The sequence below is a fragment of the Lentibacillus cibarius genome (assembly GCF_005887555.1).
In the GTDB taxonomy this organism is placed as follows: Bacteria; Bacillota; Bacilli; order Bacillales; family Amphibacillaceae; genus Lentibacillus; species Lentibacillus cibarius.
The window spans coordinates 1,437,893-1,460,334 of the sequence record NZ_VCIA01000001.1; the positions used below are offsets into that span (position 1 = coordinate 1,437,893).

At 36.3% G+C, this 22,442-nt stretch carries 24 protein-coding genes and 1 riboswitch; of the genes, 14 read left to right on the forward strand and 10 right to left on the reverse strand.

The genetic code is table 11. The features are described 5' to 3' along the window. Nucleotides 1–92: 92 nt before the first annotated feature. The 4 genes from FFL34_RS06890 to FFL34_RS06905 all read right to left on the reverse strand — a co-directional run bounded on the left by FFL34_RS06890 (nucleotide 93) and on the right by FFL34_RS06905 (nucleotide 3,498). Nucleotides 93–521, reverse strand: coding sequence for an ATP-binding protein (locus FFL34_RS06890; protein WP_138602697.1), 429 nt, complete (start codon nucleotides 519–521; stop codon nucleotides 93–95). A 312-nt stretch (nucleotides 522–833) separates the two neighbouring features. Further along, nucleotides 834–1,829 carry a helix-turn-helix domain-containing protein gene (locus tag FFL34_RS06895; RefSeq protein WP_138602699.1) on the reverse strand — a complete coding sequence of 332 codons (996 nt, stop codon included), beginning with the start codon at nucleotides 1,827–1,829 and terminating at the stop codon, nucleotides 834–836. A 533-nt stretch (nucleotides 1,830–2,362) separates the two neighbouring features. After that, nucleotides 2,363–2,980 (reverse strand): PDDEXK family nuclease, encoded by a 618-nt coding sequence (locus tag FFL34_RS06900; RefSeq protein ID WP_138602701.1) that lies wholly within the window; start codon nucleotides 2,978–2,980, stop codon nucleotides 2,363–2,365. Nucleotides 2,981–3,015: 35 nt separating this feature from the next. After that, the gene (locus FFL34_RS06905; protein ID WP_138602703.1) at nucleotides 3,016–3,498 is read right to left on the reverse strand and encodes a hypothetical protein; all 483 of its coding nucleotides are present in this window, start codon (nucleotides 3,496–3,498) and stop codon (nucleotides 3,016–3,018) included. Nucleotides 3,499–4,024: 526 nt separating this feature from the next. Here FFL34_RS06905 and FFL34_RS18455 point away from each other — a divergent pair. The 3 genes from FFL34_RS18455 to FFL34_RS06925 all read left to right on the forward strand — a co-directional run bounded on the left by FFL34_RS18455 (nucleotide 4,025) and on the right by FFL34_RS06925 (nucleotide 6,358). Continuing rightward, nucleotides 4,025–4,840: a Lin1244/Lin1753 domain-containing protein gene (locus FFL34_RS18455; protein WP_199799050.1), complete on the forward strand. Its 816-nt coding sequence runs from the start codon at nucleotides 4,025–4,027 to the stop codon at nucleotides 4,838–4,840. A gap of 11 nt (nucleotides 4,841–4,851) precedes the next feature. Continuing rightward, complete coding sequence (locus FFL34_RS06920; protein WP_171046306.1) at nucleotides 4,852–5,661, forward strand: ATP-binding protein; 810 nt, start codon at nucleotides 4,852–4,854, stop codon at nucleotides 5,659–5,661. 445 nt (nucleotides 5,662–6,106) lie between these two features. Beyond that, nucleotides 6,107–6,358, forward strand: coding sequence for a hypothetical protein (locus FFL34_RS06925; RefSeq protein ID WP_138602707.1), 252 nt, complete (start codon nucleotides 6,107–6,109; stop codon nucleotides 6,356–6,358). 195 nt (nucleotides 6,359–6,553) lie between these two features. Here the strand turns inward: FFL34_RS06925 and FFL34_RS06930 are convergent, their stop codons facing one another. Together FFL34_RS06930 and FFL34_RS06935 are read right to left on the reverse strand one after the other, a co-directional pair. Beyond that, nucleotides 6,554–6,784, reverse strand: coding sequence for a hypothetical protein (locus FFL34_RS06930; protein ID WP_138602709.1), 231 nt, complete (start codon nucleotides 6,782–6,784; stop codon nucleotides 6,554–6,556). 1,256 nt (nucleotides 6,785–8,040) lie between these two features. Beyond that, a complete protein-coding gene (locus tag FFL34_RS06935; protein WP_138602711.1) occupies nucleotides 8,041–8,499 on the reverse strand; it encodes a hypothetical protein in 459 nt (152 codons plus the stop codon). Nucleotides 8,500–9,077: 578 nt separating this feature from the next. Between FFL34_RS06935 and FFL34_RS18595 the strand changes: the two genes are divergently transcribed. The 5 genes from FFL34_RS18595 to FFL34_RS06960 all read left to right on the forward strand — a co-directional run bounded on the left by FFL34_RS18595 (nucleotide 9,078) and on the right by FFL34_RS06960 (nucleotide 11,956). Next, nucleotides 9,078–9,209, forward strand: a complete 132-nt coding sequence (locus FFL34_RS18595; RefSeq protein ID WP_234031449.1) for a transposase — start codon at nucleotides 9,078–9,080, stop codon at nucleotides 9,207–9,209. A 293-nt stretch (nucleotides 9,210–9,502) separates the two neighbouring features. Beyond that, a complete protein-coding gene (locus FFL34_RS06945; protein ID WP_138602713.1) occupies nucleotides 9,503–9,823 on the forward strand; it encodes an IS3 family transposase in 321 nt (106 codons plus the stop codon). 22 nt (nucleotides 9,824–9,845) lie between these two features. Beyond that, nucleotides 9,846–10,307, forward strand: coding sequence for an integrase core domain-containing protein (locus FFL34_RS06950; RefSeq protein WP_138602715.1), 462 nt, complete (start codon nucleotides 9,846–9,848; stop codon nucleotides 10,305–10,307). A gap of 427 nt (nucleotides 10,308–10,734) precedes the next feature. Then, nucleotides 10,735–11,241: a superinfection exclusion B family protein gene (locus FFL34_RS06955; protein WP_138602717.1), complete on the forward strand. Its 507-nt coding sequence runs from the start codon at nucleotides 10,735–10,737 to the stop codon at nucleotides 11,239–11,241. Nucleotides 11,242–11,479: 238 nt separating this feature from the next. Then, nucleotides 11,480–11,956 (forward strand): hypothetical protein, encoded by a 477-nt coding sequence (locus tag FFL34_RS06960; protein WP_138602719.1) that lies wholly within the window; start codon nucleotides 11,480–11,482, stop codon nucleotides 11,954–11,956. A gap of 208 nt (nucleotides 11,957–12,164) precedes the next feature. Here FFL34_RS06960 and FFL34_RS06965 read toward each other — a convergent pair whose 3' ends face one another. Both FFL34_RS06965 and FFL34_RS06970 read right to left on the reverse strand, forming a co-directional pair. Then, nucleotides 12,165–12,713, reverse strand: a complete 549-nt coding sequence (locus FFL34_RS06965; RefSeq protein WP_138602721.1) for a hypothetical protein — start codon at nucleotides 12,711–12,713, stop codon at nucleotides 12,165–12,167. A 137-nt stretch (nucleotides 12,714–12,850) separates the two neighbouring features. Next, nucleotides 12,851–15,310, reverse strand: a complete 2,460-nt coding sequence (locus tag FFL34_RS06970; protein WP_138602723.1) for a tetratricopeptide repeat protein — start codon at nucleotides 15,308–15,310, stop codon at nucleotides 12,851–12,853. Nucleotides 15,311–16,166: 856 nt separating this feature from the next. Here FFL34_RS06970 and FFL34_RS06975 point away from each other — a divergent pair. Then, nucleotides 16,167–16,418, forward strand: a complete 252-nt coding sequence (locus FFL34_RS06975; protein ID WP_138602725.1) for a hypothetical protein — start codon at nucleotides 16,167–16,169, stop codon at nucleotides 16,416–16,418. 120 nt (nucleotides 16,419–16,538) lie between these two features. Here the strand turns inward: FFL34_RS06975 and FFL34_RS06980 are convergent, their stop codons facing one another. After that, on the reverse strand, nucleotides 16,539–17,051 hold the full coding sequence (locus tag FFL34_RS06980) for a restriction endonuclease (RefSeq protein ID WP_234031450.1): 513 nt from the start codon (nucleotides 17,049–17,051) through the stop codon (nucleotides 16,539–16,541). Nucleotides 17,052–17,470: 419 nt separating this feature from the next. Continuing rightward, a riboswitch (cyclic di-GMP riboswitch) is annotated at nucleotides 17,471–17,552 on the forward strand. A 108-nt stretch (nucleotides 17,553–17,660) separates the two neighbouring features. Between FFL34_RS06980 and FFL34_RS06985 the strand changes: the two genes are divergently transcribed. The 3 genes from FFL34_RS06985 (at nucleotide 17,661) to FFL34_RS06995 (ending at nucleotide 19,653) form a co-directional block, all read left to right on the forward strand. Beyond that, a complete protein-coding gene (locus FFL34_RS06985; protein WP_138602727.1) occupies nucleotides 17,661–18,023 on the forward strand; it encodes a response regulator in 363 nt (120 codons plus the stop codon). 994 nt (nucleotides 18,024–19,017) lie between these two features. Next, complete coding sequence (locus FFL34_RS06990) at nucleotides 19,018–19,239, forward strand: aspartyl-phosphate phosphatase Spo0E family protein (RefSeq protein WP_171046307.1); 222 nt, start codon at nucleotides 19,018–19,020, stop codon at nucleotides 19,237–19,239. Between the two features lie 216 nt (nucleotides 19,240–19,455). Continuing rightward, entirely contained in the window at nucleotides 19,456–19,653 is a 198-nt protein-coding gene (locus tag FFL34_RS06995; RefSeq protein ID WP_138602731.1) for a hypothetical protein, read from the forward strand. 80 nt (nucleotides 19,654–19,733) lie between these two features. Here FFL34_RS06995 and FFL34_RS07000 read toward each other — a convergent pair whose 3' ends face one another. Then, entirely contained in the window at nucleotides 19,734–20,312 is a 579-nt protein-coding gene (locus FFL34_RS07000) for an HNH endonuclease (protein ID WP_138602733.1), read from the reverse strand. A 357-nt stretch (nucleotides 20,313–20,669) separates the two neighbouring features. Here FFL34_RS07000 and FFL34_RS07005 point away from each other — a divergent pair, with 357 nt between their 5' ends. Next, a complete protein-coding gene (locus FFL34_RS07005; RefSeq protein WP_138602735.1) occupies nucleotides 20,670–21,284 on the forward strand; it encodes a hypothetical protein in 615 nt (204 codons plus the stop codon). 24 nt (nucleotides 21,285–21,308) lie between these two features. Then, nucleotides 21,309–21,950, forward strand: coding sequence for a restriction endonuclease (locus FFL34_RS07010; protein WP_138602737.1), 642 nt, complete (start codon nucleotides 21,309–21,311; stop codon nucleotides 21,948–21,950). Nucleotides 21,951–22,442 lie beyond the last annotated feature (492 nt).

Consider the following 22,442-nt stretch of genomic DNA (forward strand, 5'->3'; position numbering starts at 1 on the left):
TGTTCAAATGAATTCTTTCCTTTGCTCTTGTGTGAATACTTTACCACCATTATATTCCCATTTTAAGAGGTAGAATACATTTTTTTTGGATTTTATTCAAAAAACATTTCTGCTATTTTGTCATTCTCTTTTTGTGCAATGAGCCGACGTACACTTTCCTCCGCCATGGTAACCGGAAAAGTCATTTTTTCGAGACGGCTTTCGACTCGTCCCGCTGGATATTTATTCGTTAATTCTTGAACCGGAATATTGGACGTAATGATTGTCGGTCTCTTATTATTCATCCGTTCTTCAAGAATCTCGGTTATCTTTTCCTCAGACCAATCGGTAGTTTTCTCTAGGCCGAGATCATCGAACACTAGCACCCTAGCCTCCTTAAAAAATTCAACTAAACTTTGAGAGCTTGTCTTTGGACCTTGATTATATGTTTTCTTAACCTCATTTAATAGATTCACAGTCGAAATATAAATTGGTTGAACATGATATTTCTGAATAAGTGCATTCGCAATGCCAAGAGCCAAACGTGTTTTCCCCGACCCTTTGTTTGGCTATAAAAGTATAGTCCTTTTCCTGACTTTTCCAATTTACGAAACTGCTCTACATAGCGGACAGCTACCTTTTTGGCGTACGTTGCTTTATGAACATTTTGCTCGCTTGAATAAATTTTTGTATCAAAATCTTTTACGGCAGTGTTAGCAAACTCTTCAGGAATTCGAGCAATATCCATAAGTTTTTTCTGTAATCGACATTTGCATTTAGCAGCTACCGTGGTTTGGTCTTCTTTCACATAAACGATTAGGCCACTACCATCACATTCCCCGTGCATACACTTATCAGAAGTCGATGTTATTCTCCCAGTCTTCATCTTCTGCAGTTGTTGACCTTTCGTATCGTCTAAAGTATTCACTTCCGGCATTTTCTTGATTTTCTTGATTATGTCTTGAATGTTGTCCATTAGAAATATCCCCCTTTAGATTTGATTGGTGAGCTTGATCAAAAATGTAATTCGCTACATATTGAAACGATCGAATTTGGTCACGCTTGTGACTTGCTTTAAATTGTTGAAAGCACTCTTTCATCCAACGAACCACTTGGTCCGTTGACCAATTTTGTTTAATAACATCATCTATAGCGACTTTATCATTCGCTGTTAACCAATTTCGTTGACTAAGACTTAAATACATTTGACTAATCTGTTCGAAAGGTTGGTTTATATAATTTAAGTTTTGGTTATTCAGCTCGTCTTCATCCGCCTTAACGGAAGATGAAGTTTCTGTAGTAATTTCTGAAGTAATCTCTGATGTAGTCTCTGGTATTGCTCCGCATTCTGTGTGATTCGTACCATCTTTGGTTTGACTCGAATCATTTGATTTTCCTTCCGAAGCGTTAAAATTTGAGTTTCGAATGAATAATTCATAACCCTCCAATGAAAATCCTAATTGCTGCAGATCAGTCATAACCCTCATCATGTTCACTCGATATTGAAACGTCTTATCCCACTTATACCGGGGATTATTTCGTTTATCGATATACCCTTTGTCCACCAATGTATTTAAATGCTTGCGAATCGTATTAGCTGTTATGCCAATCATTGTTTCCTCGACCAGATCCTCAGCCTTTTTAAAGATCCAACCGTATGAGAGTGGAAAGTTTACCTCCTCTCCTATATCATTCGAACGGTTCTTTTCTTCTTTTATATACTGGTCTACATCTTTCATTCGGTCCACCCAATAGATGAACTGATTCAGAAGAACTGCCTGCACCATATTACCGGTTAACGTTACTAATTCTTCTTTGATCACAGCCCGCTTTAATTTCTTCGGTTGCATGCCTATCACCCCCCCGATTACATTTGTGAATTTAATTTAACTATTGCAATTATATGCGATTGAACACTTTTTGCAAAATGAGAGTTTGATTAGATTTACCTACCACCTTCCTTTACTAGTTTTTACAGTTTCGCTCGTCTGTTGGGGGTCCATCCAGATCCGTATTCATACAAAAAGGGAAGAACCCGAAGATAGACGTAGCGAAATAAACACACTTCATGTGTGCATTTCGCCACTTCCTCTTGGGTTCTTCCCTTGTTATGAGAAAGTCGCTATATTTTTCTGTACCTAGTATTATACATATCATTTTATATTTTGCAAGTATTGATTCACGATTGAACACAAAAAATGTCACAAAGCAAAGACAAGACAAGACGGAAATTTGCTTAAAATGTTCACCGATTCCTTTTTCTGTTTTATATGCCCCTGTTGCTAATCCACGTATTCTATCACCTGTAAAGATTATAAGAAACCATTTTATCAACAAACAAGGACTTTGCCACATAGAGCAACCCCCTCCAATGTGTAAAATGTCACTCCATACTTAATTCATTTTCCTCAATAAACTGATCAATGATTTCCGCCATATCCTCACGTTCAAAATAGGGAATTCTGAGCAAATGAATGTTTCTTTCCTTGCAGTAATCCGTTTTCATTTGGTCTCTTCTTTTGACTTCCTTAAACTCTTCTTCACCTCCGTATATCTCTACAGGACGAAAATGGCCGTGGCCGTCATATTCAATTAAAAATGCTAATTCGTTTTTATTGAAAACCGCGAAGTCAAATGGAAGAGGGTAGCGGTCTCTGCAATCATAAAAACGATACTGTGACTGGTAATCCCAACTTCTTTCTTGCAGGAACTCCCTAACCATTTTTTCTCCAATCGATTCATTATTTTTACATAATCGACACCTTGGGAAAACCAATAAATTTCGTGCTGCTTCTAATTCAAATATACGACCACATTCACGATGCTTAACTTGAATCGGTTCATGCGCTCCCTGATATTCACTGATCACTTCAAATTCATCACCTGTCTCCATCTTGACTTCTCGCTGGAAATCCCTTGTTGTTTTCCGTTGCTTCTCCCCTCGTTGCTCAAACGTACACCAGCGACAACGACTCCCTTCAAGAAATTTTTTGGGATACATCCTTATTTGCCTTCCACAAGCTCTATGAATCATTTCTACCGGTTTATCGACACTTTCGTACTCCCGATCACTTCATATTCATCGCCGGCTAATAAATCAACTTCCTTTTCAAACTCTTCTTGTGTCTTTTTTAAGTTGCCGGCGCATTTTGGACATCGGGAGCCACTGATAAAGTGTTTCGGTACAGCATTCCAACGATACCCACAAACCCTATGCTTCATTGTAATCGGCTGATCCGTTCCGTTGTATTCCCCCAAGACGATGTATTCTTTACCTACAAGATCACAAACAAGCGTTTTATATTCTTCGGTAGTTAATGTATATCCATGATTGCATCTAGGGCAACGTCGCCCTTGCAAGAATTTATGTGGTGTTACTAAATATTCATGTCCGCACAATTGATGCTTCATATTAAGCTTTACGTTAGCTTTTCGATATGTACCTTTGACTTCATATTCGTTCCCTGCTTGCTTATACACTTCGCGCTTGAACCGTTCCGTTGTCTTTTGTTTAGCCATCTTAAACTCCATCACATGAGTTATATAATATTAACTTTTGTAATTTTATTATAAATCAATTTACCGATTAGACAAATAGAAGTTTCTCGTAATAACCATTTTTCTCGTAAGAATATGAGTGCAAAAATTCCCACACTCGGAATGATCGACTTTTAATCAAGGAATTTTCCCATATGTCTGCTTTATACCCCCTCCTGATTTATGCCTTGGATGGTTAAGCTCTCACGTATATTCCTCGAGTCAGCTTAATAGGCATTGCTAAACTTTTAGTATGCTTTAAACGATAAATAGACAGTCATTTGTCATATAATTCTTATACAATCATAAAATTTTTCGAAGCTTTTCTATTGTCTTCAATCTATTTTTATATTACAATGCAATTAGTTCGATAAAACGACATTTTAATTTAATAAAACTTTCGAAGGGAAAACCCCAATTTTATGTACTTATATCAATTAGGTATAAGTCTAAAATTGGGGTTTTTTGTCGTTATATTGAGTTAAAAAAAGCGCTAAGGAGGAGTCTAATGGCTAGACCAAAGAAAGAAGGGCTTGATTATTTCCCACTGGATGTAGACATAGATCAAGATGATAAAATAGCACTTATAGAAGCAAAATATGGACTTGATGGATTTTCAATTGTCATCAAATTGCTTATGAAAATCTATGGTAACAGTTACTTTTACCAGTGGACTGAAAAGGAACAAATACTATTCTCAAAAAGAGTTAATGTCAACATTAACTCAGTAAACAGTGTCATAAATGACTGTTTAAAATGGGGACTTTTTTCGAAAGAACTATACGAAAACGACAAAATTCTTAGTTCGAAGGGTATCCAGAAGCGTTATTTAGAAGCAACATCCAGAAGAACGAAAGTAAATATACCAAGGGAACACTTGTTATTGAACGCTGATGTGGCTAATTCCTACAAAAACTTGATTATTGTAGACAATAACCCTGTAAATGATGAAATTAATACACAAAGTAAAGAGAAAGAAAAGGGAGAGGAAAGTGAAAGGGAAACAACAACAGAAAGAGAAACAGAAAGTATGTCAGCTATAACTGATTTTTGGGATAAAAATGGGTTTGGGGCGAATAACGTTGAAGCAAAAAAACAGTTGTTGTCGTGGTTGGATTATTCTAATTTCAAGGATCCCAAAGAAGTGATTCTAAAAGCCATGAATATTGCTTGTGCTAGTAATAAACGAAAACTCAATTATGTAGAAGGTATATTGCACAATTGGCAAAACGAATCGTTACTAACCATCGAGGACATTAATAACGCTCAAGATAAAACTAACAAAACAACAAAAAGCGGCGGGACACGTTATGAATCATGGTAAGGAGTGAAATTATGCAGAAAGTGAATGAGCCTATACAAAAGCTAGGTGGTCGTATTAAACAAGTCGGAACTCGAGAGTGTGAAAGGTGCGGAGCTTCGGTTCCAGTGTTTGTACGAAAGGATAAAGAAGGAAATACCCACCAAGAATCTACTTGTTTAGATTGTGAAACAAATAAAACACGCTCGCAAACACCTGTTAAAGAAGATGTGCAAAAAGAAAAAGTTAATGATTTTGCTATTAACAATGAGCGGATTCCTGAAAAGTTAATCGGCAAAACAGTGTCTGAACTCATTCCGGAGAATGAGTCAGAAACAGCTATGAAGGAATCCGTTACTGATTATATCATGAACTTTGGGAAAACAGAGCATAATTCCCTTGTATTAGCAGGAGCAATGGGCTTAGGTAAGAGTCATCTGGCTTATGCAGCAGGTATAGAACTACGAAGGCAAGGTTTTATCACGATGTTTATTAACACTAATGATTTCTTAGATCTTATCAAAAGCACATTCGGAGGAAAAACAGTTTTATCGGAGCGTAAGATCTTTGAGAAGATCGGGCAAATCGATTTATTAATTTTTGATGAAATAGGTGGTGAATACGACAAAAATAAAAACGGATTTGAAAGCTGGGCTTCCGAAAAAATCTTGAAAGTTGCGGATTCACGGGAAACGCTACCAACGATTTACACAACAAACTATTCCCCGGCTGGCTTCGAAAAAAAATACGGAAATATACAGGGCGGTAGAATCGTTTCTCGGATGTTTGCTGGTGCAAAGCGGATTAATGTTGAAGGTAGAGATAGACGAGTACAACAATTCTAGGAGGAAACTAATGAGTGTGTAAAATGCCAAGGTGTATCAAAGGTTGGTTCTTACAATAAGGATGTTTGACCAATCATGCTTATGTCTCAAAAAAATGTCATTTGGGTGTTGATTCCTAGTGTGGCATATCCATGGGGTAAAAGGCATTAGGGTTCCTAAATCCAAAATGATCTATTCATCACTGATAAATTACAAAAGGGAAGCAGTGTCCCTATAACATCTGTTTCCCTCTGAAAATATGGACCGGACAGAGATAATTATACAACATTCTAAAGTCATTATGAAGCAAAAATTGGGCAAGGACTAAAATGATGTGTAGGACAAATTGTCTTACACATCAATCACACAAAATAATCACGAATCTATCGAAAAAATCTCTTAAAGCACCACATCATTTGGGTAAAATATCACAAACGCATATAATACAGAAATTGGAGGAATTATAATGGACCTTATTAATAAAGCTCTTGAGGAAGGCCAACGGGCAGGAGAATTACTTGGTGAGTCAAAATGGAGATGTACTCGTGTGTTATTAGGAGTTATCGATACAGGAAACTATAATCATATTGTAGAGGCTGTTTTTAAAATATATATCGCGATACAATTACCAATGCCTTTGGTATTCTTAAAAGATATGAATGAAAAGAATTACGAACGCCTTACACTAGCCTTTGTAGGGGGGATTTTAAGTGAATAATAGAAAAGCTAATACACAAGTATCACCTAGTCATAATTATTGCATGTGTCAGCAAAATCATCACCATATCAATATCGAACCACATTTCTACGAAGTTATTCTCAAAATTACCAAGCATGAATTTAAATCAGGATCCGTTAAAAGAGAAGCCTTGTTCATCCACAAGACTTCTCTATTTTTTATACCTATAAGTTGTTAGAAACGAGTTACACTCATCATTTCCCCAGCAGGAAAAACAAATCGATTTTTTGCATCAAATGTTAGTGGTTCGTTCGCTTGGAAGACGTGCAAAGATTCCCCACTGTTCATTTTCCCTTGATAACGCACTTTAGCTATTGCATGTGCTTCTTCTAAAGATAAAGCATCTACAACTCCTAATTCTTCATCCTTTTCATCTGATGTACGAACCATATAATACTGCTTCATTCAAACCCCCCAATTAGATTTTTATTTATATAAAAAACATCGATAAGAATGTTAGCAATTACTAATCGCCTCTCATCCCTATCGATGATTTTTAACATATTCCTTGACCAGATTGGCCACTTTAAATTATTTCTACAGAGTAATAAGCAAATAAATCGCTGCATACTTTCATTTTATCTTTAATTATCGTTTTTTCTAACCCTTACTGAAGATTTTTGTATGTTTTTTGTTGGATATCCGGCATCGAACCGCCGTTAGAAAATATATTATCGATTTGATGAATAGCTAACTTACATATATACTTCTAATAGTTTCTATTATTAGATACCACGAAATACTCCTTCATGGCAGTGTTTTTCGTTTTATGAACTCTATAATTCTTACAATGTTTCCTTTATACGTATCCATATACCGTTACGATAGTCAGCTTATAGGCTTAATTTGAGTACACGAATGTGTTCTTATCCGTTAGCAACTTCGCTAAATTATTTGTAGTTGCCATCATTCGATACCATAAATGACTAGCTCTATGCCAATCGCTATCAATATTCAACATAGTGATTATGTTCCAACGTCTCCAATTATCGTTACGATTTACCGTAACTATAGTGGGAATGAACCATTTTCAATATATAGATTTTGGCCTTTACAAGAATCTGCTCATAAAAAAATAGCCATTATAGATAGGGCTGAAAGGATTATTAGTAAATACAAACATAACCTAAATCATTTTTTAGCAATCATTCACATTTTAACGATAATATCAATCCTTCCACCGTACAATCAACCTGCCATGTTCATCTATCCCAGGTGATTAATAGAGTGGAAAAACATAAATTTTTCACTTTCCCAACTTCTCCCCATACTACATTCCTGCCTTTTAAAGTGGAACGATAAAATAACACAATATTAGATATTTCAGGAGGAGATTCACCACCTCAAAGTTGTACACATGGGTATACAACTTTGAGCTTATTAACAAGTTAATTAACCTAAAGGGCGAAATCCCCTCTCACAAAAAAGATCATAACTAAAGAAAATCGTTTATTTTTGCGACTAATATCCTCTAGAATATTATTTATGACTAGATTAAATAACGAAATCCTTTAATATCATAAAAGGCATAGAAAGAAAGCATACCCTAATTACTTTTGATAACCTGCAAAAATATGCGAAGCTATCAAGGATACTGCAATGCTTGAGACAAGTAGTCCTATTCATTTTTTCCTCAGCTTAGCTTGTATAAATTCTTATATTTAGCTCTCCGTCGGTTCTTCTTTTATCTTATTTTTTATTGTATGAGCTGTGATTAATCGATGCTCTGTAAAGTCATACAAACTTTTTAACTCTGTTATAATAAAATCCATTTCTGCTACCTCATGTCCGTTTTCCGCTTCTAACCCTTTTTTTATATCACTAAATATCTCTATCCGGCTTACGATTTCCTCAGCTATATCTAGAATTTTCTGATCTAATCTAAATTTCTTCTCATTAAGATACTCGTAATCTTCCCTTAACTCAGACAACTCATTATGTAAATCTTTAGTCCTTTTGAGTTCATTGTTGAATAGTTCCATTTGTTCCTGTACTCTTTTTTTCATTTCCTTTTGATGCTTTATATGTATAGTCATTAATCCCTCTATTGCTTCTTCTTTTGTCATATCTTTTAACTTTTCTAGAAGATCTTCAGAACCCTGTATGTCGTCTAGTTTCATAGCTATCCCTCCTACATGATAAACCCACTCAACAATACGTTGAGTGAATTCTGTGATTGTAAGTAGATTATCCTTAATCCCACAGTAGCATCCACAATGCGGATAGCTTTATTTTATCAGAAATCGTTCAAGCCATCATTTAACCTTGCGGATTATGTAAGTTCCTCTGTCATTTATTAGTCTCAGCCATCACTCCTTCACTTTTTTTCTCGGATTACGTCTTAATATGAGCATATCCCATCTCAAAATACTGAATGCATCCACCTCTTACTCACTGCTACCATCCTTTTCGTTAGCTCGAAGGAATTCTTCCCATTTGTCATCTTCTAAAAAGAAAAAGTCCAAATAAGCGGATTCAACTTCACCCCCAAGATCCCTTTTTCTTTCTGTTTCCTTCGCCCGTACCCATCATGTTCCGCTGAATACATATACTTCAAATTAGATATTAGCTGATTAAACCGCCAGTCCGGCTGCTATTCCCATATTGTTCGTAGTAAAGACATGACATAGAAGCCCCCAAATGAATTTGGACACTCATCAGTATACGATTTATACTTGATAGTGAAAGGGGTTATTCCATGAAACGTCAACAATATTCTCAAGGCTTTAAGGCTCAGGTGGCCAAAGAAGCATTAGAGGTTGGCAATAAAAGACTGGTCACTCGGCGTTATGAAATTAGCGACACGATGATTTATCGGTGGATTCGTTAGTATCAAGACGGTCAATTTAATGATACAAAGACGGATCATGTGCCTTCGCCCGTGTATGAAGATTCGGGTGAATTAGCTAAAGAAAATGACCGGTTAAAACAGCTTCTATGTGAAAAAGATCTGGAAAACGCTGTATTAAAAGATCTTGTAAAAAAGCAAAGCCCTCACTTACTGAAAAAATAGCTGATAAATGGATCGCGAAAGGTTACGCCGTGCAGCGCGTCCTTCGCATTGTTGGCGTACAGCGTTCCACTTATTATTATCGCAAAAATGGTTGGGTGGGAAGCAAGCAAGTGAGCGATGGACGGCCAGCACCGGGTTATTCCAACACGACCCACCATCAAAAAGTCCCGGATGATCAAATCAAAGAATGGCTGATGGAACTGATCAGTGGCTCGGGATACGCCTATGGTTATCATAAACTAACGTGGGCCTTGAGACGAGACTATGATCTTATCATTAATAAAAAGAAGGTTTATCGTCTCTGCCGGGAATTAGGCATTCTCCGTCGTCAGCATCGAAAGCACGTCCATCATCCGAGGCGAATCGCCAAAAATCGCAAAATTACGGGGTCCAATCAACTCTGGGAGACGGATCAAATACGGCTATATTGAAGGTGAAGACCGGTTCTTTTTCATGCTTGAGATCATTGATGTCTATGACCGTTCGATTTTCGCCTACCATATCAGTCTTGCTTGCAGCGCTAAGGACGCTGTTCAAACCCTAAAGCAAGCACTTTGGGAACGCAATCTTTGGGAAACAGATTTAAAGCCCATGATTCGCAGCGACAATGGCCCTCAATATGTAGCCAAAGTCTTTGAGGAGGCTTGTGAAGCTTGGGGATGTGAGTATGAGCGCATTCCGCCTAAAACACCGAATAAAAATGCCCATATCGAATCCTTCCACAGTATCTTGGAGGATGACTGCTTGGGACGTGAGATCTTTGACAGTTATCAAAGCGCTTATGAAGCCGTGTCTAATTTCATCCGATCTTACAATCATATTCGGATCCATAGCAGCTTGGGGTATCGTCCACCCGCTGAATTTTACCGCAAACACCAAGAAGAAGGGCTGGCTATTAAGACCGTTAACCTATGAGTTTTTCCTTCTGTTTCGTCCCAAGTTCTCCAGAGCCAAACCGAGCATGGGATCAAGGGCGAGCGCAGCTCGGGCGTTAGCCTTTACCCTTGAGGCCACGCGCAGATTGGCTACACTATCTATTGGACGAAAACCGGAGGAATTTGGAGCATATGAAAGATTCTAGCTTATTTTGTACGAAATGCGGGGGTTAATCCGTCGATGTATAGCTTAATAGATTGATTAGTTGAAGTAATATTAACGGGGAAATAAGAGAAACTCTTCATTATTTAGCAATAGATAAGTCAACGTATGTAACATTACTTTACGTTGAAACCATAACATTAATAGGAGCGTAACTAAAAGAAGTTTGGTGGTTTGCGTAATTTGCACCTGACGCCATTATTCAAATAACTAGAAAAACCATAGGGGAGGGGGGGGCGAAGAAATGAATAACATAGTAAATATACTCAAATTACCACCTACAATTATGAGTGGGCTGGCTATTGCCAGTGGGTTGTTATTATTTTTACCTGATCATATCATAGATAAATTATATATGACAGATTTAAAGGAAGAGTATGGATTATTAATTGGAGGTGTATTCATTATTTCAGTATCAATACTAGTTAGTTATATTGGAGTTAGTGTGTCAAAAGCCATATATTCAAAAATAATTAATGAAAAACGGGTTAAATTAAGAAAAAAGCAACTCAAAAAACTGAATAATGAAGAAAAAGAACTACTGAAATATTTTATGGATCAGCCCGATAAAACATTAAAATTACCGATGAATAACGGAATAACCATAAAATTACAATACTATAAGATAATCACTCCAGCGGGTAATAATCATTTAGTACTAGCTACTGATATGAGGATACCTTATTTTTTACAACCATGGGTACAGGAATTCCTTTCTGTTAACCCTCATTTACTAGAAAGTAGTACCTGATACCATTTTCATGAATACAAATGTCAAATAAGGGGCTGGCATATTAGTGACAACCTCCGCCGTTTTAATGTATTTATAATATGGACACTTATACATACGTGGTGTCTGACACCGCTACTCGATCAATATATTAGGTTTAATATTTGTTTTTCGTTAACTTCTGCCATTTTGTAATTTTTCCTTGTAGGATATTTCTCTTTTCATGTCGAATATTGTTGATAGGAAGGAGGTGAATTTTATGAAATGGATCCCTAGGTCACCCACTGAATCTACTATTTACCCTCGTGTAAATGTAGATACTTATAAAACTGATTTAGCTATGTCATTTGATGAAGATGGAGCTGACATCATCATTGAAAATGGAGATATGAAAACAGTTTCAGGTTTAGATAATTTTATTCAAAGACTGAAATCTGTTTTGCTAGCGAATAAAACTGAATTATTCGATTATGGTTTATTCGAAATGTTTCCTAAATCTACTGATCAAGACAAATTCAATAGAGAATGTCAACTATTGGCCGAAGCACTTGTTTCACATCAATACTCTGATTCCAAACCTGACAATCCGAATGGTCTGGGTTACACTATCGAGTCTGTACATTCTATTGAATATGATAAAGCTAAATACACTTTATCTGTAAAAGTTAAAGTGACCGGTTTAGATAATCCTATTCAAATCGATGTTTTAATTCCCCGGCAATTGAGAAATACTTGATTTGAAATATAACGGATTACCGAACCTTCATTTTTACCTAAATTGGCGGTCGCCGTTGTATCGGCGACCTGTTTTTTCTAAATCAGTTTCGCGTTTTTCAAGTTGCTTCACTTCAAAATCTCATTTAAGCTTCAATTGGGTCTAATAATTCAAATCCTTCAAAAGTGAATGGCCTTGTCGATTGCTCCGTGACACCCAACCTTATTTATTATATTGACGCCCTTTCCAATCTATCAATAACTTCGGGAATATCTAAAATTACTTCCCCAAAAGACGTTTTGATAATCGATGCTTTAACTAGACCTTTTTTATCTTGATGGGTTTTCAAAAAATCAAGGGATGAAAACCATATGTAGATATTTCGAAAATCTTCTTCGCTAATGTTACTGTGTATGGTTCCCAATCTATCGACCCAATTCTGATCTATTAGAAATTGTTGAATCGGATATTTGGTTTCAGGGCTAGAATTAGCAAAGGATTTTATATCTTCATAGCTTAATTTTAATTGCAACACCAACAAATCCCTTTGCTTTCTTTTTTCTAGACCGTTATACAAGGTCATTCTAACCCCTAAAAAAGTAAACACTCCACCTAAAACAGCCCCATAGTAACTAGCGAAAAAGCCTATCCAAGTATTGGTGTCCCCATTTGTAATTGTAGTTCCCCAACTAAAAAACATTAAATTTGCAATTACAGGAAAAAACAGAACCACAATAATTAATACAATTAGTAAAAAGTTTTTTGATTTTGAATTCATATAAACCTTATCCTTTATTTACTACTCAATGTTCTTTATCTATTTTACGGGCCGATATAAAAACAATTATCCCCATTAAATTTTATCAAGAACATTTATTCATATAATCAGGGGTAACAGTCATACCGGCTTATTTCTTAATTTCCACTTGGTGACTTGTGACGTATATCAATAATCTGTGTTTCAATCTGTTTATTTCCTAATTGATACAATTGTTCAAAGCCTTTGCCCAAATCCCTTTTCCGGGCATCAAAAACTACGAGATACCCCATTGTACAATCCTTTTTGTCCATATAGGCTTCCGTTTGTTCAATTGCCCCCTTAGTATAAGTCGAGGAATAACCCTCACCACACATTTTAATTTCTAGGATAAGGTTAATTCCCGGTGGGATCCTAATATAAACATCCATCCGACCTTCTCCTATAACAACTTCATCAAGAACTTCAATATCTGGATGTAGTTGTGTGCGTAAATAGAGTAAAAGATACTGTTGTGCCTTTTTTTCAGGCGAAGATATCCACTTTATTTTTCCACTTTCACGTCGCCAAAAATCTGGTGTATGATGCTTTTCTATTATCTTTTGAAAACTATACAATTTCTCAGACATTCGATTCTGAATAGTCTTATGCACCTTTTCCTTTGGTTCATTTAAAAAATCAGCTATCAATGGGTAAGAGCGAGTATCGGTTTCTGTCTGCTCCATCACTTGCTCAGTCACTCGATGTAAAGATTGCTTTATTTGTTCCTGAACTTCTGGGTCAAATGGGGCCACAGCCAATGCCTCTTTAAAGGCTTCATAGGATTCTCGTGGTTGTCCCAATTTCTCATATTGGGTGCCAATAACTTGCCAAGCAGTCACATTATCTTCCTCAATTTTCACCCATGACAAGGCATGCTCTAGCTTGGAATCATCTTTACCTAATTCTTGTGCTAAAAACACAACTTGTGGGTATAATTCAATGTATGTTGGTTTTACCCGTATTGCTTCACATAAATAATCGTAAGCTTTTTCCATGCGATTAAGCACTTTCATAATTTTAGCATATAATTTCAAAACAAGTACGTGTTCATCAGGATATTCTTCAATATTTAACTTCATTGCTTGATCTAATGATTGCAAAGCAATATCAGGTTTTTCATCAATTTGACGACTGGCTAAGGTTAGCAAAAACATCACTCGCAAGTGAATCGATTCCATTTTATCGACATCTTGTTTTAATTCTGCTAATTTATGAGGATCTATCTCAGAATCCGTATTTAATAAAGTAATCATTCGCTCTCGAAGTTTCCAATCCTCTGTTTTTATAGAACGTTCTTTGAAGTCATGTAATTTTGTCTTCCATGATTGCGCTTCTTCACTTTCACCTAATGCTCTGCAAACGATAACCAAATAATTGAGGGTAGCTTCTATTTCATCATCAATACCAATTAAACCTTTTCTTGTATGATAACTTGAGAGGAATGCATCCTTCGCTTTTTCATACCGTTTTAACTCATCCGCTATTTTCCCTTGATGAAAGTACAAATATCCAAGAACATGGGAAATTCCGATGGTTTCACTATTAGAATTTTGTAGCACAACTAGATGGTCAATCCTTTCTTGCAGTATATGGATTGCTTCTTTTGGTTGACTGCCCTCATAGTGACGAATAACGCTCATGTAAGCACGAATTGCTTGTTGATGATCACCTTTATTCAGCCATAAATCTCCAGCTTTCGTATATGACTCTAAAGCTTCTGTCATCTTTCCTTGAGACTTCAGAACATAGCCGATATTATAATAAGCCCATGCTTTGGAGTGAGCATTAATTTCCTTTTCCATTTTTAATGCTTCATTGTAATGAAACTCCGCTGCTTCAAATAGTTCTTGGGAAACAAGTGCATTACCTAATGCTAGGCGAACATTAAAAATAACATCTTCACTTAAAGATGAATCTTGTTCGAGAAGCCAGCGCGCATCAGATTCCGCACGTGCATGGCATTGATTAATCTCACATGCCCCAAGCTTTTGAAGAGATAACTTTACTCTTGATTCATGCGGTAGTTCTTCAGCCTTTATTTGAAATATAGCATCTAGCAGTATTTCCGGTGCAGTCCCTGCCAAATAAAGGTTTGTCTTCACTGTATCATCCTGATACAGTTCAAATGCTTCCTGATACCTTTCTTTGCGCACCATTGCCAAAAGCTCATTCGCATTTTCTTCAAGGTTATAATAAGCATTAGTTTTCATTCGCTCCAACGCGTCTGACATCACGTTTTCACCAAAGTATTCACTCACACCGTTAATAAGTGGCGATGAAGTGCCAATTTGTTTTTTACCAACTCCAAATTGAAGAGTAACTTGATAATCACCCGAATCAACCTCTCTATAGGAAAAAGCATTTTCATCAAATTTCTCTAAACATGATTCAATAAATTCTAATGGTGAATTACCATCTTTAAACTCTATTTGTTCGAGTAAGTCTTTGATTTGTTCACTCTCTCTTTTTCTTTTTTTAAGAGGTTTAACCCTTACCTTGTTCCCGTCTTCATCTTGAATAAAGGAAACTATGCAAATAGGTCCATCCTCTCTTTCAATTTGATAACGCACCGACATTTAATCCCTCCAATAATCACGGAATTCTAAGTTTGTAGACTGTGAAAATAATATTAAATACACATATAGTGGCTCATTTGCCAATGCTTCATCCCATTACCTTACTAACAAACCGTTCCTATCACCTTTCTTTTTGTTACTAATCGATGGCGTTTAGGTATTCATCCCACATATCATCTTCAAGCTAAAAAAAATTCCAGATAGCTTGGTTCCACTTACTTATCAAACAGTTTCATTTATTTCTCCTTTCTTCGACAATATACATCATGCTCTGCGGAATACATATGCTGCAGATTCGAAATCAGCTAGTTAAACCGCCAGTCCAACTACCGCTCCTAAATTTTTGAAGCAAAAACATAATTCTTTTGATTCGCTCTGGATCCCTCATTTTTCATTCCCCTTTCAATGAAGCGGGGAAAACCCTATTATCGAATACTTGTATAGCTTCCAGAAGTTTCATCATCTAACGACGAAACCTTAATTCCCATACTTCTTAGTTTCTCAACACTTTCCTGCCGGTCCCTCTCTAACTGTTTGAACTTTTTCCTGAACACGATTCGAACAATAAACACAAGTGTAGGGAGCAGGACGAACTTCAACATATACCATAAGGCCATGAAGAATAAGATTATTAGTGAGAGATAAGCGAGAGTGTCCACCATCTCAATCGCTCCTTTTGTTTTATTTGCTTACTTTATTTTATACGATATGCCGTCGTTAGCGATTCAGCCAAAACCCTTTTAATAATACTCACGGTACCATTTTAATTCCTCTAAAATTTTTTTGCTTTAAACTCTTCGAAAATGAAAAATACCAAAGTATAATACTTCAAACATTTCGATTGGAGGAAAAGCCATTGGAACAATTCTATAAAGATGCATACGAAGAAGGAAAGAAAGTAAACCTGCTTATTGAGCCGGAAGATCAACTAAATGTCGCAATAAATCTTTTAGGAATGGTAGAGCAAACTTACGAGGAATTCTCTCATGAAATTCTACAATTCTATAGACATTATAACAATCCCGTTCCCAGCTTTATTAAACGTGTAAACAGCGACAATTTGATTGAGTTTGGTATGTATTTTGTCACCGGACTACTCAGTGAATAAGAGCAAAATGGAAAGGTGGATGATAACAATGAAATTGAGTAATGAACAATACGAAGCACTCTATGATGAAATGATGAATGTATTTACCTAGGGGCTAGCCATTAGCTTAGCCCCCTAAGATTAGCTACTTTTCTCTTCACCTTTATTATTCTTTATTATCCAATTCATTAATTGATTCCGATCAATCAACTTAACATGATTTGTAACCGCTAATTTTTTAGCTTGCTCTGTAAAAAAGCTATTTGTAATAACCCAGCATTCGTCGGCCTTATAGTGACTTTTGGCCGAGGCTATCTCTTGCACAGCTTTAACGCCAACATTTTTCTTATATCGTTTTACTTGAACAATAATTTTCTTGCCTTTTGAGGATAAAACTAAATCCGCCCCATAATCACCACTTGCCGGCGTTAGTTTAACATTATATCCGCTAGTTTTTAATTGTGCTTGAAGATACTCCTCAAACTTTCTACCTGACATTTTATCAATTTCTCGCATTCCTGACTTTCTTAGCTTCTGTTCCTTTATCGTATCAACGATAAATGCAAATATTAAGGTACCAATAACAAATACAATTAATCCCCATGTTAGTAAAGGTTCAGCTGTTAACATCGACCAAAGTAAATTCCATCCCATCTTAAAACCTTCTAAGAATCCCATACTACCTATCCTGTACTCCCTTTGAAAGAATCATTTATTTAAGATTACGATAATACATAGAACAATTCCGACTGAAACACTATAATTGCTTATCATCTTATACAAAGATAAAAGAGACTCCACTTCTGATATTTAACCTATATCATCAAAAAATCAGTTGTTTTCATAATCGCTTACAGCTTAGATTATTATACCGTCTATATTCAAAAATGGAAATACTAACCATGATTTAGTTGGTTATACCACAGAGACCACACATGCTCTCATTATTAAAAACGTAACTGAAAAGGCCCAACCAGTACCATAAGAGAACTTTTTTAATTCACAAAAAATACTTTATGCTTTACTCATTCTCACCGATGTTATACGTGGACAGTTTAATAGAATGATTTATGACCCGATAATGGCAAACTTATCGAAAGGTAAGGACGCAAAACCAAGGGCCTAAAGCTTTTAGTTCAGGCAGCCTTTTCTTTGGTTCGCCTTTTTTCTGTCTAAGGATAAACATGATATTTATTATAGATAAAAAACACAGGATTTAATGTGAAATACCCACGAAGAATAAAATCAGGGAGCAGGGACGATATGGGTACGATATTAATAGTTGATGATTCAGGGTTTATGAGAGGCTATTTAAAACGTATGATTCAGGAACATGGCTATACAGACGTTATAGATGCAGCGGATGGGCAGGAAGCGATTAACGTGTACAAATACTGTAACCCCGCCATTGTTTTTCTCGACATAACAATGCCGAATGTCGATGGTTTAACAGCACTAGAGGAAATTATCAAATTCAATCCTGATGCGAAAGTGGTTATGTGTTCAGCTATAGGTACAGAATCCAATGTTATTAAAGCACTGCAATTAGGTGCCATAGATTTTATTGTAAAGCCGAAATTTGATGGCTTGATAGACGTTCTGAACAAGCATTGTCATACGTATTAAACATTTTACTTAGATTGGAATGAAAAGCGAATGCAAAAACACAGAATATGTACAAACTGCGGAAAAATTGATCGCCTAATAGATGGTCTATGCAACGACTGTTACGATGAAGAAAGGGATAATTTAAAAAGAATCAAAGCATTTTTGTCGAAACACCCGCAATCAAATGCAATCGATATCTCTATAGAAACAGGCATCCCTATTGATGACATCACGCGTTTGATAAAAAAGGGAGCCATTACATAAATAGCGATTGGAGGAATGAGATTGAGATTATTTCACAAGGTTGCAACAACTTTATTCGGTTCATCAGAGACCTATTTGATACGTTCAAAAAAAGAAGTGCATATAACTTCAATATCAAAAAGAAGCTGAAACTATCGAAGGGCAGGTAATAGAAGGTTATGAGCAATTAATAGAGGCTGAATGTTTTACGTTTGTTATCCGTGCCTTTTGAACTAGGCGTACAAGCGGGAAGGTTGTTTTACAATTTGGAGCATACCATAACCCGTTATTAATACATATTCTTTATAATGATAAAACAAACCGACCGGGGAAATGGACGAAACTTATCATGACAAACAGTAGAACCCACTCAACTTGAATCTGAGTGGGTTCTTACTATGTGATGGGGTGGATTTTCCTATCCCACAGAGGTCCGCACTATGCGGATAACTTTATTTTAGCAGAAATGGTCACCCCCATCAAAAAAGCGTAAAACAAAGTGAAAATGGCACCACCCCTCTAAATGAATGATTTTTAAACAAAGAAGCTGCCACGGTGATGATCCCTTGGCTCCCAAGATTTCCGGCTAATAGCTGGGCAACCGAGACAACCATATCCTTATTTCATATCATAATTTTTCCAATATATCAGATTAATTTCGAACATATTGTTCATTAAAAATTCACAACCACCACTAGATTATAGGGATTTGTATCCATTATAATAGGTTGGGTTTAATATGATTCTTAGTACATAAGGAGCATTAATGATGCAAACAAGCTACAGGAACTTAGAACATTTAGTACAAATGATTAATCAGCATAGAAACTTAATGCTGGAAACCGCAAAGGTCTATGGTATGGGAAGTGAAAAGACATTAAATATTAGCCAAGAATTGGACGAGTTAATCCTTGCCTACCAAAAGGCTACTGCGGCCCAAAGTAAGACTAATAGCGTAGATGAGGAAAAGCTTCCTTTAAGTTCAGCCTGACAACTACTTCCACACCTGCTCAAAGGGGTTATATGTGTCAAAAGATCACGAGCATATCTTCTTCGGTTGAACAGAAAGAATTAGCTTCTCTCTTGAGGGTCTATTTCTTTTATGAAGGAATATGATGTACGATGATAATTGTAGTGCCAAGAACCGAATATAAGGTCATTTGCTGTTGGAGAAAGTCATCACCATTGACTAAAAGGGGTGAGGAAAATGAGAAAACTTAATGATAGCAAAGGATTTTGCCCTTTTTGCGGAGCGGATCTGCAGGGAGAACCAATACCGGAGGAAATGCAACATCAGTATGGGGCAACTCATTTCAGTAGAAAAATCGGCATTTCCAGTATAGAAGAAGATCGTATTGTGAAATGGCAGTGTCCGGATTGTGGGAAGGAATGGGAGCGGGAATGATAAGAATCCTGCAGAGATTTCTCTTCACAGGACTTTTATCACTATTTTATCGTTTTAAAGCGTTCGGAGGACTGTTCCCTTTAACTTGGTTGTTGGAATCTGATGTTGATGATTTCTAAATATTCTTCATACCTCATATCGGCTTTCTCACTATTGCATCCCCCACAAGAACAAACACAGTTGCTTGGTGTGCTAAATCCACCTTTTGATTTGGGTATTTTATGATCAATCGTATCTCCATAAAATCCACAATAATGGCATATAAAGCCATCCCGTTCCAATACGAACTTTTTTAAAGATTTCCTGTTGAAAAAATGATGAATTAATGTGCTATGAAAAATTCCAGCTGCTCCTTCTTCCACCAACTTCTTAGCTTTGTCATAGCTTACGGTATTTTCAAATTTATAATTACTTGAATCCCGGCCGCGAATGGTAATTTCTTTAGATGTATCTAATAAAGACGTATCAAAGCTATATTCCTGCCTTGAACTAAGTATTCTTTCATGCTTACGATCTTTGCAATCCCAACAGTAGGATTTTCTTTTCGTTCCATTACTCATTCTCCCACCTCTTGTTGGGAATTTTTTCAGATATTTAGTTTCACCACAAATTTTACACTTTTTATAGATCCTGCAAGCATCACCTATACTGACACCCAATATGATCGCCTCCAAAATCGACACACTATTACTATTTCGTTATCGCCCGCCTTTGCCCTACTCTAACCATTTCAGGAGTTGTTATTAATACACTATCATTTTCTGTCTTTTAAATCTAATCTAAATAGCAAAAGGAGCCTTCACTCAAAGGCTCTTCTAACATTACCAACCTTCATTTGTTGTTCCTTTTTATTTTTAAACCTTTTCAAACTTAAAGTTTATATTTTGTGCAGATCATGTTGTTCTGCAATAGGGAAATTAACAATCTGTGCTTTCACAAATGAGTTTTTGCATTCTTTCCGGAAGGATTTAATTCCATTTTTGTCGAATATTGATATATGAAAGGAGTGGCGATAAATGGCAGATTTCTCTGTTAGCCTAACGCAATTTATTGATTTCACTTTAAAAAGAAGTGGCAGTGCTAGAACAAATTTTGTACGTGAAATAAAATATAGAGAATACCATCCAGCAACAGATTATTGGAAACAACTTAGAGATGAAATCAAAAAATTACACTCAGAAGGGGCATCATTAGAAAAACTTGACTACTTAGTAGATAGAGTTCATGAACGCAAGCGCCGAAATTATAACGAGGCGATTAAACTCTATAAGAGATTTTTTCGTGATAAGAACTGTGAATGGTTTAACCCCGGTAGTTCATATTGGGCTTTTAATGATGAACTTATAGTGAAGTCAAACCCTGAAATAGGTCTTTACATAAACGGCCAGCCACACCTTGTAAAATTGTATTTCAAAGGTCAGAAAGAGCGTATCGACAGACATAACATTACTTCAACATTAACTTTAATGAATAATGCTAATTTTAATGATGTACTACCTGATGACGTTCAGACTTCTGTGCTTAACATAAGACGAGAGAAAATGCATACTAACAATTTTATTGATGATGATTTGTTACTTTCTTTAGAAGGGGACGCACAACAATTGATTTATCTTTTGAAAAATGTGTAATTCATCAAAGAAGGAAGATAGGCTATGACAAGCAAAGACAGGAAGACCTTAAAAGAATTAATTAATATGATTTTTGTCGGAACAGGGTTAGTGATCTGGTACTTATTTTTCAGGTCCGATGCTTGGTACCTCTTATTCGTTTTTATTTTGGCCGGAGTATTGTTATCAGAGATAGTGCAGCTATTTATTCCAGCCTTAAATGTTAAACATAAACGTAAAAAGAATAGAACGCAGAACGTCAAAGAGAATAACAAAAGGACAAACAAACTGAACAACTCTTCTAACTTAACGTCTGATATCGATCAACTATCTGGCCAAGAATTTGAAGAGCTTATGTATGCTTATTTTAAAGATCATGGATACAACCCTCAGCTAACAGACAAAACGGGGGATCATGGCGTGGATCTGGTTATTAAAGATCCTCAAGACGGACTCCAAATAGCTGTTCAATGCAAGTGTTATAAAAAAGGCAATAACATTGGCAACAAACCATTACGAGATCTTGAAGGTGCCAAAAGATATTATAAATGTCCCGCCACACTTTTCATTACGACAAGTGATTTTACATCTAAGGCGAGAGAATTTGCTGACAGTCTCAACAGCATGGATATCTGGAATGGGTTTATTGTGAGAGAGAAACTAGAGAAATGGCAGAACAAGCACTAGACGGTATCCAATAATAGTTAATGTTTATGGCAGAATAAAAATGTAGCTTTTGTATCTATCCGCTGAAAAGACCACTTGCAACCCTTTTGTTCCTTCTCCATGTTTATTGGTTCCTTTAACATGCAGAAAGTTAATAGAACTTTGGATGGCTAGCAAGGCTCTTTTTATAATCGCAGTTTTGTATTTTAAGGTTGCTAAATTATGTACTTTTATTTTGCCATAAACAAGCGGGAATAATACGGGGCAGAACAATGGTTTCCCTTCTTTTGCTTACAAGAAAACAACAGAAGCCCTGCAGAGATTTCTCTCCACAGGACCTTCTTCTTGTCAAGTGCTTTCGTTCGACAAAAACCGGGAAGTGACAGGCACCGCACCTATTAATCCCTTCAACATCTCTTAAAAATTTGATATAGTTAACTTGAGCCAAAGCTAGCATCCTTTCATTTCCCCCTCATGTGTTTTTGCGAGTACATGAAGAGGTTAATGAATTTT

What these genes read in the sequence shown, in the direction of transcription:
- FFL34_RS06925 (WP_138602707.1), top strand. Translation starts at nt 6,107, where the DNA reads ATGGACCTTATTAATAAAGCTCTTGAGGAAGGCCAACGGGCAGGAGAA.
- FFL34_RS06950 (WP_138602715.1), top strand. Translation starts at nt 9,846, where the DNA reads ATGCTTGAGATCATTGATGTCTATGACCGTTCGATTTTCGCCTACCAT.
- FFL34_RS06985 (WP_138602727.1), top strand. Translation starts at nt 17,661, where the DNA reads ATGGGTACGATATTAATAGTTGATGATTCAGGGTTTATGAGAGGCTAT.
- FFL34_RS07010 (WP_138602737.1), top strand. Translation starts at nt 21,309, where the DNA reads ATGACAAGCAAAGACAGGAAGACCTTAAAAGAATTAATTAATATGATT.
- FFL34_RS06990 (WP_171046307.1), top strand. Translation starts at nt 19,018, where the DNA reads ATGCAAACAAGCTACAGGAACTTAGAACATTTAGTACAAATGATTAAT.
- FFL34_RS06970 (WP_138602723.1), bottom strand. Translation starts at nt 15,310, where the DNA reads ATGTCGGTGCGTTATCAAATTGAAAGAGAGGATGGACCTATTTGCATA.
- FFL34_RS06920 (WP_171046306.1), top strand. Translation starts at nt 4,852, where the DNA reads ATGCAGAAAGTGAATGAGCCTATACAAAAGCTAGGTGGTCGTATTAAA.
- FFL34_RS06960 (WP_138602719.1), top strand. Translation starts at nt 11,480, where the DNA reads ATGAAATGGATCCCTAGGTCACCCACTGAATCTACTATTTACCCTCGT.
- FFL34_RS06905 (WP_138602703.1), bottom strand. Translation starts at nt 3,498, where the DNA reads ATGGCTAAACAAAAGACAACGGAACGGTTCAAGCGCGAAGTGTATAAG.
- FFL34_RS06965 (WP_138602721.1), bottom strand. Translation starts at nt 12,713, where the DNA reads ATGAATTCAAAATCAAAAAACTTTTTACTAATTGTATTAATTATTGTG.
- FFL34_RS06995 (WP_138602731.1), top strand. Translation starts at nt 19,456, where the DNA reads ATGAGAAAACTTAATGATAGCAAAGGATTTTGCCCTTTTTGCGGAGCG.
- FFL34_RS06955 (WP_138602717.1), top strand. Translation starts at nt 10,735, where the DNA reads ATGAATAACATAGTAAATATACTCAAATTACCACCTACAATTATGAGT.
- FFL34_RS06900 (WP_138602701.1), bottom strand. Translation starts at nt 2,980, where the DNA reads ATGTATCCCAAAAAATTTCTTGAAGGGAGTCGTTGTCGCTGGTGTACG.
- FFL34_RS18455 (WP_199799050.1), top strand. Translation starts at nt 4,025, where the DNA reads ATGGCTAGACCAAAGAAAGAAGGGCTTGATTATTTCCCACTGGATGTA.
- FFL34_RS06980 (WP_234031450.1), bottom strand. Translation starts at nt 17,051, where the DNA reads ATGGGATGGAATTTACTTTGGTCGATGTTAACAGCTGAACCTTTACTA.
- FFL34_RS06930 (WP_138602709.1), bottom strand. Translation starts at nt 6,784, where the DNA reads ATGAAGCAGTATTATATGGTTCGTACATCAGATGAAAAGGATGAAGAA.
- FFL34_RS06935 (WP_138602711.1), bottom strand. Translation starts at nt 8,499, where the DNA reads ATGAAACTAGACGACATACAGGGTTCTGAAGATCTTCTAGAAAAGTTA.
- FFL34_RS18595 (WP_234031449.1), top strand. Translation starts at nt 9,078, where the DNA reads ATGAAACGTCAACAATATTCTCAAGGCTTTAAGGCTCAGGTGGCCAAA.
- FFL34_RS06895 (WP_138602699.1), bottom strand. Translation starts at nt 1,829, where the DNA reads ATGCAACCGAAGAAATTAAAGCGGGCTGTGATCAAAGAAGAATTAGTA.
- FFL34_RS07005 (WP_138602735.1), top strand. Translation starts at nt 20,670, where the DNA reads ATGGCAGATTTCTCTGTTAGCCTAACGCAATTTATTGATTTCACTTTA.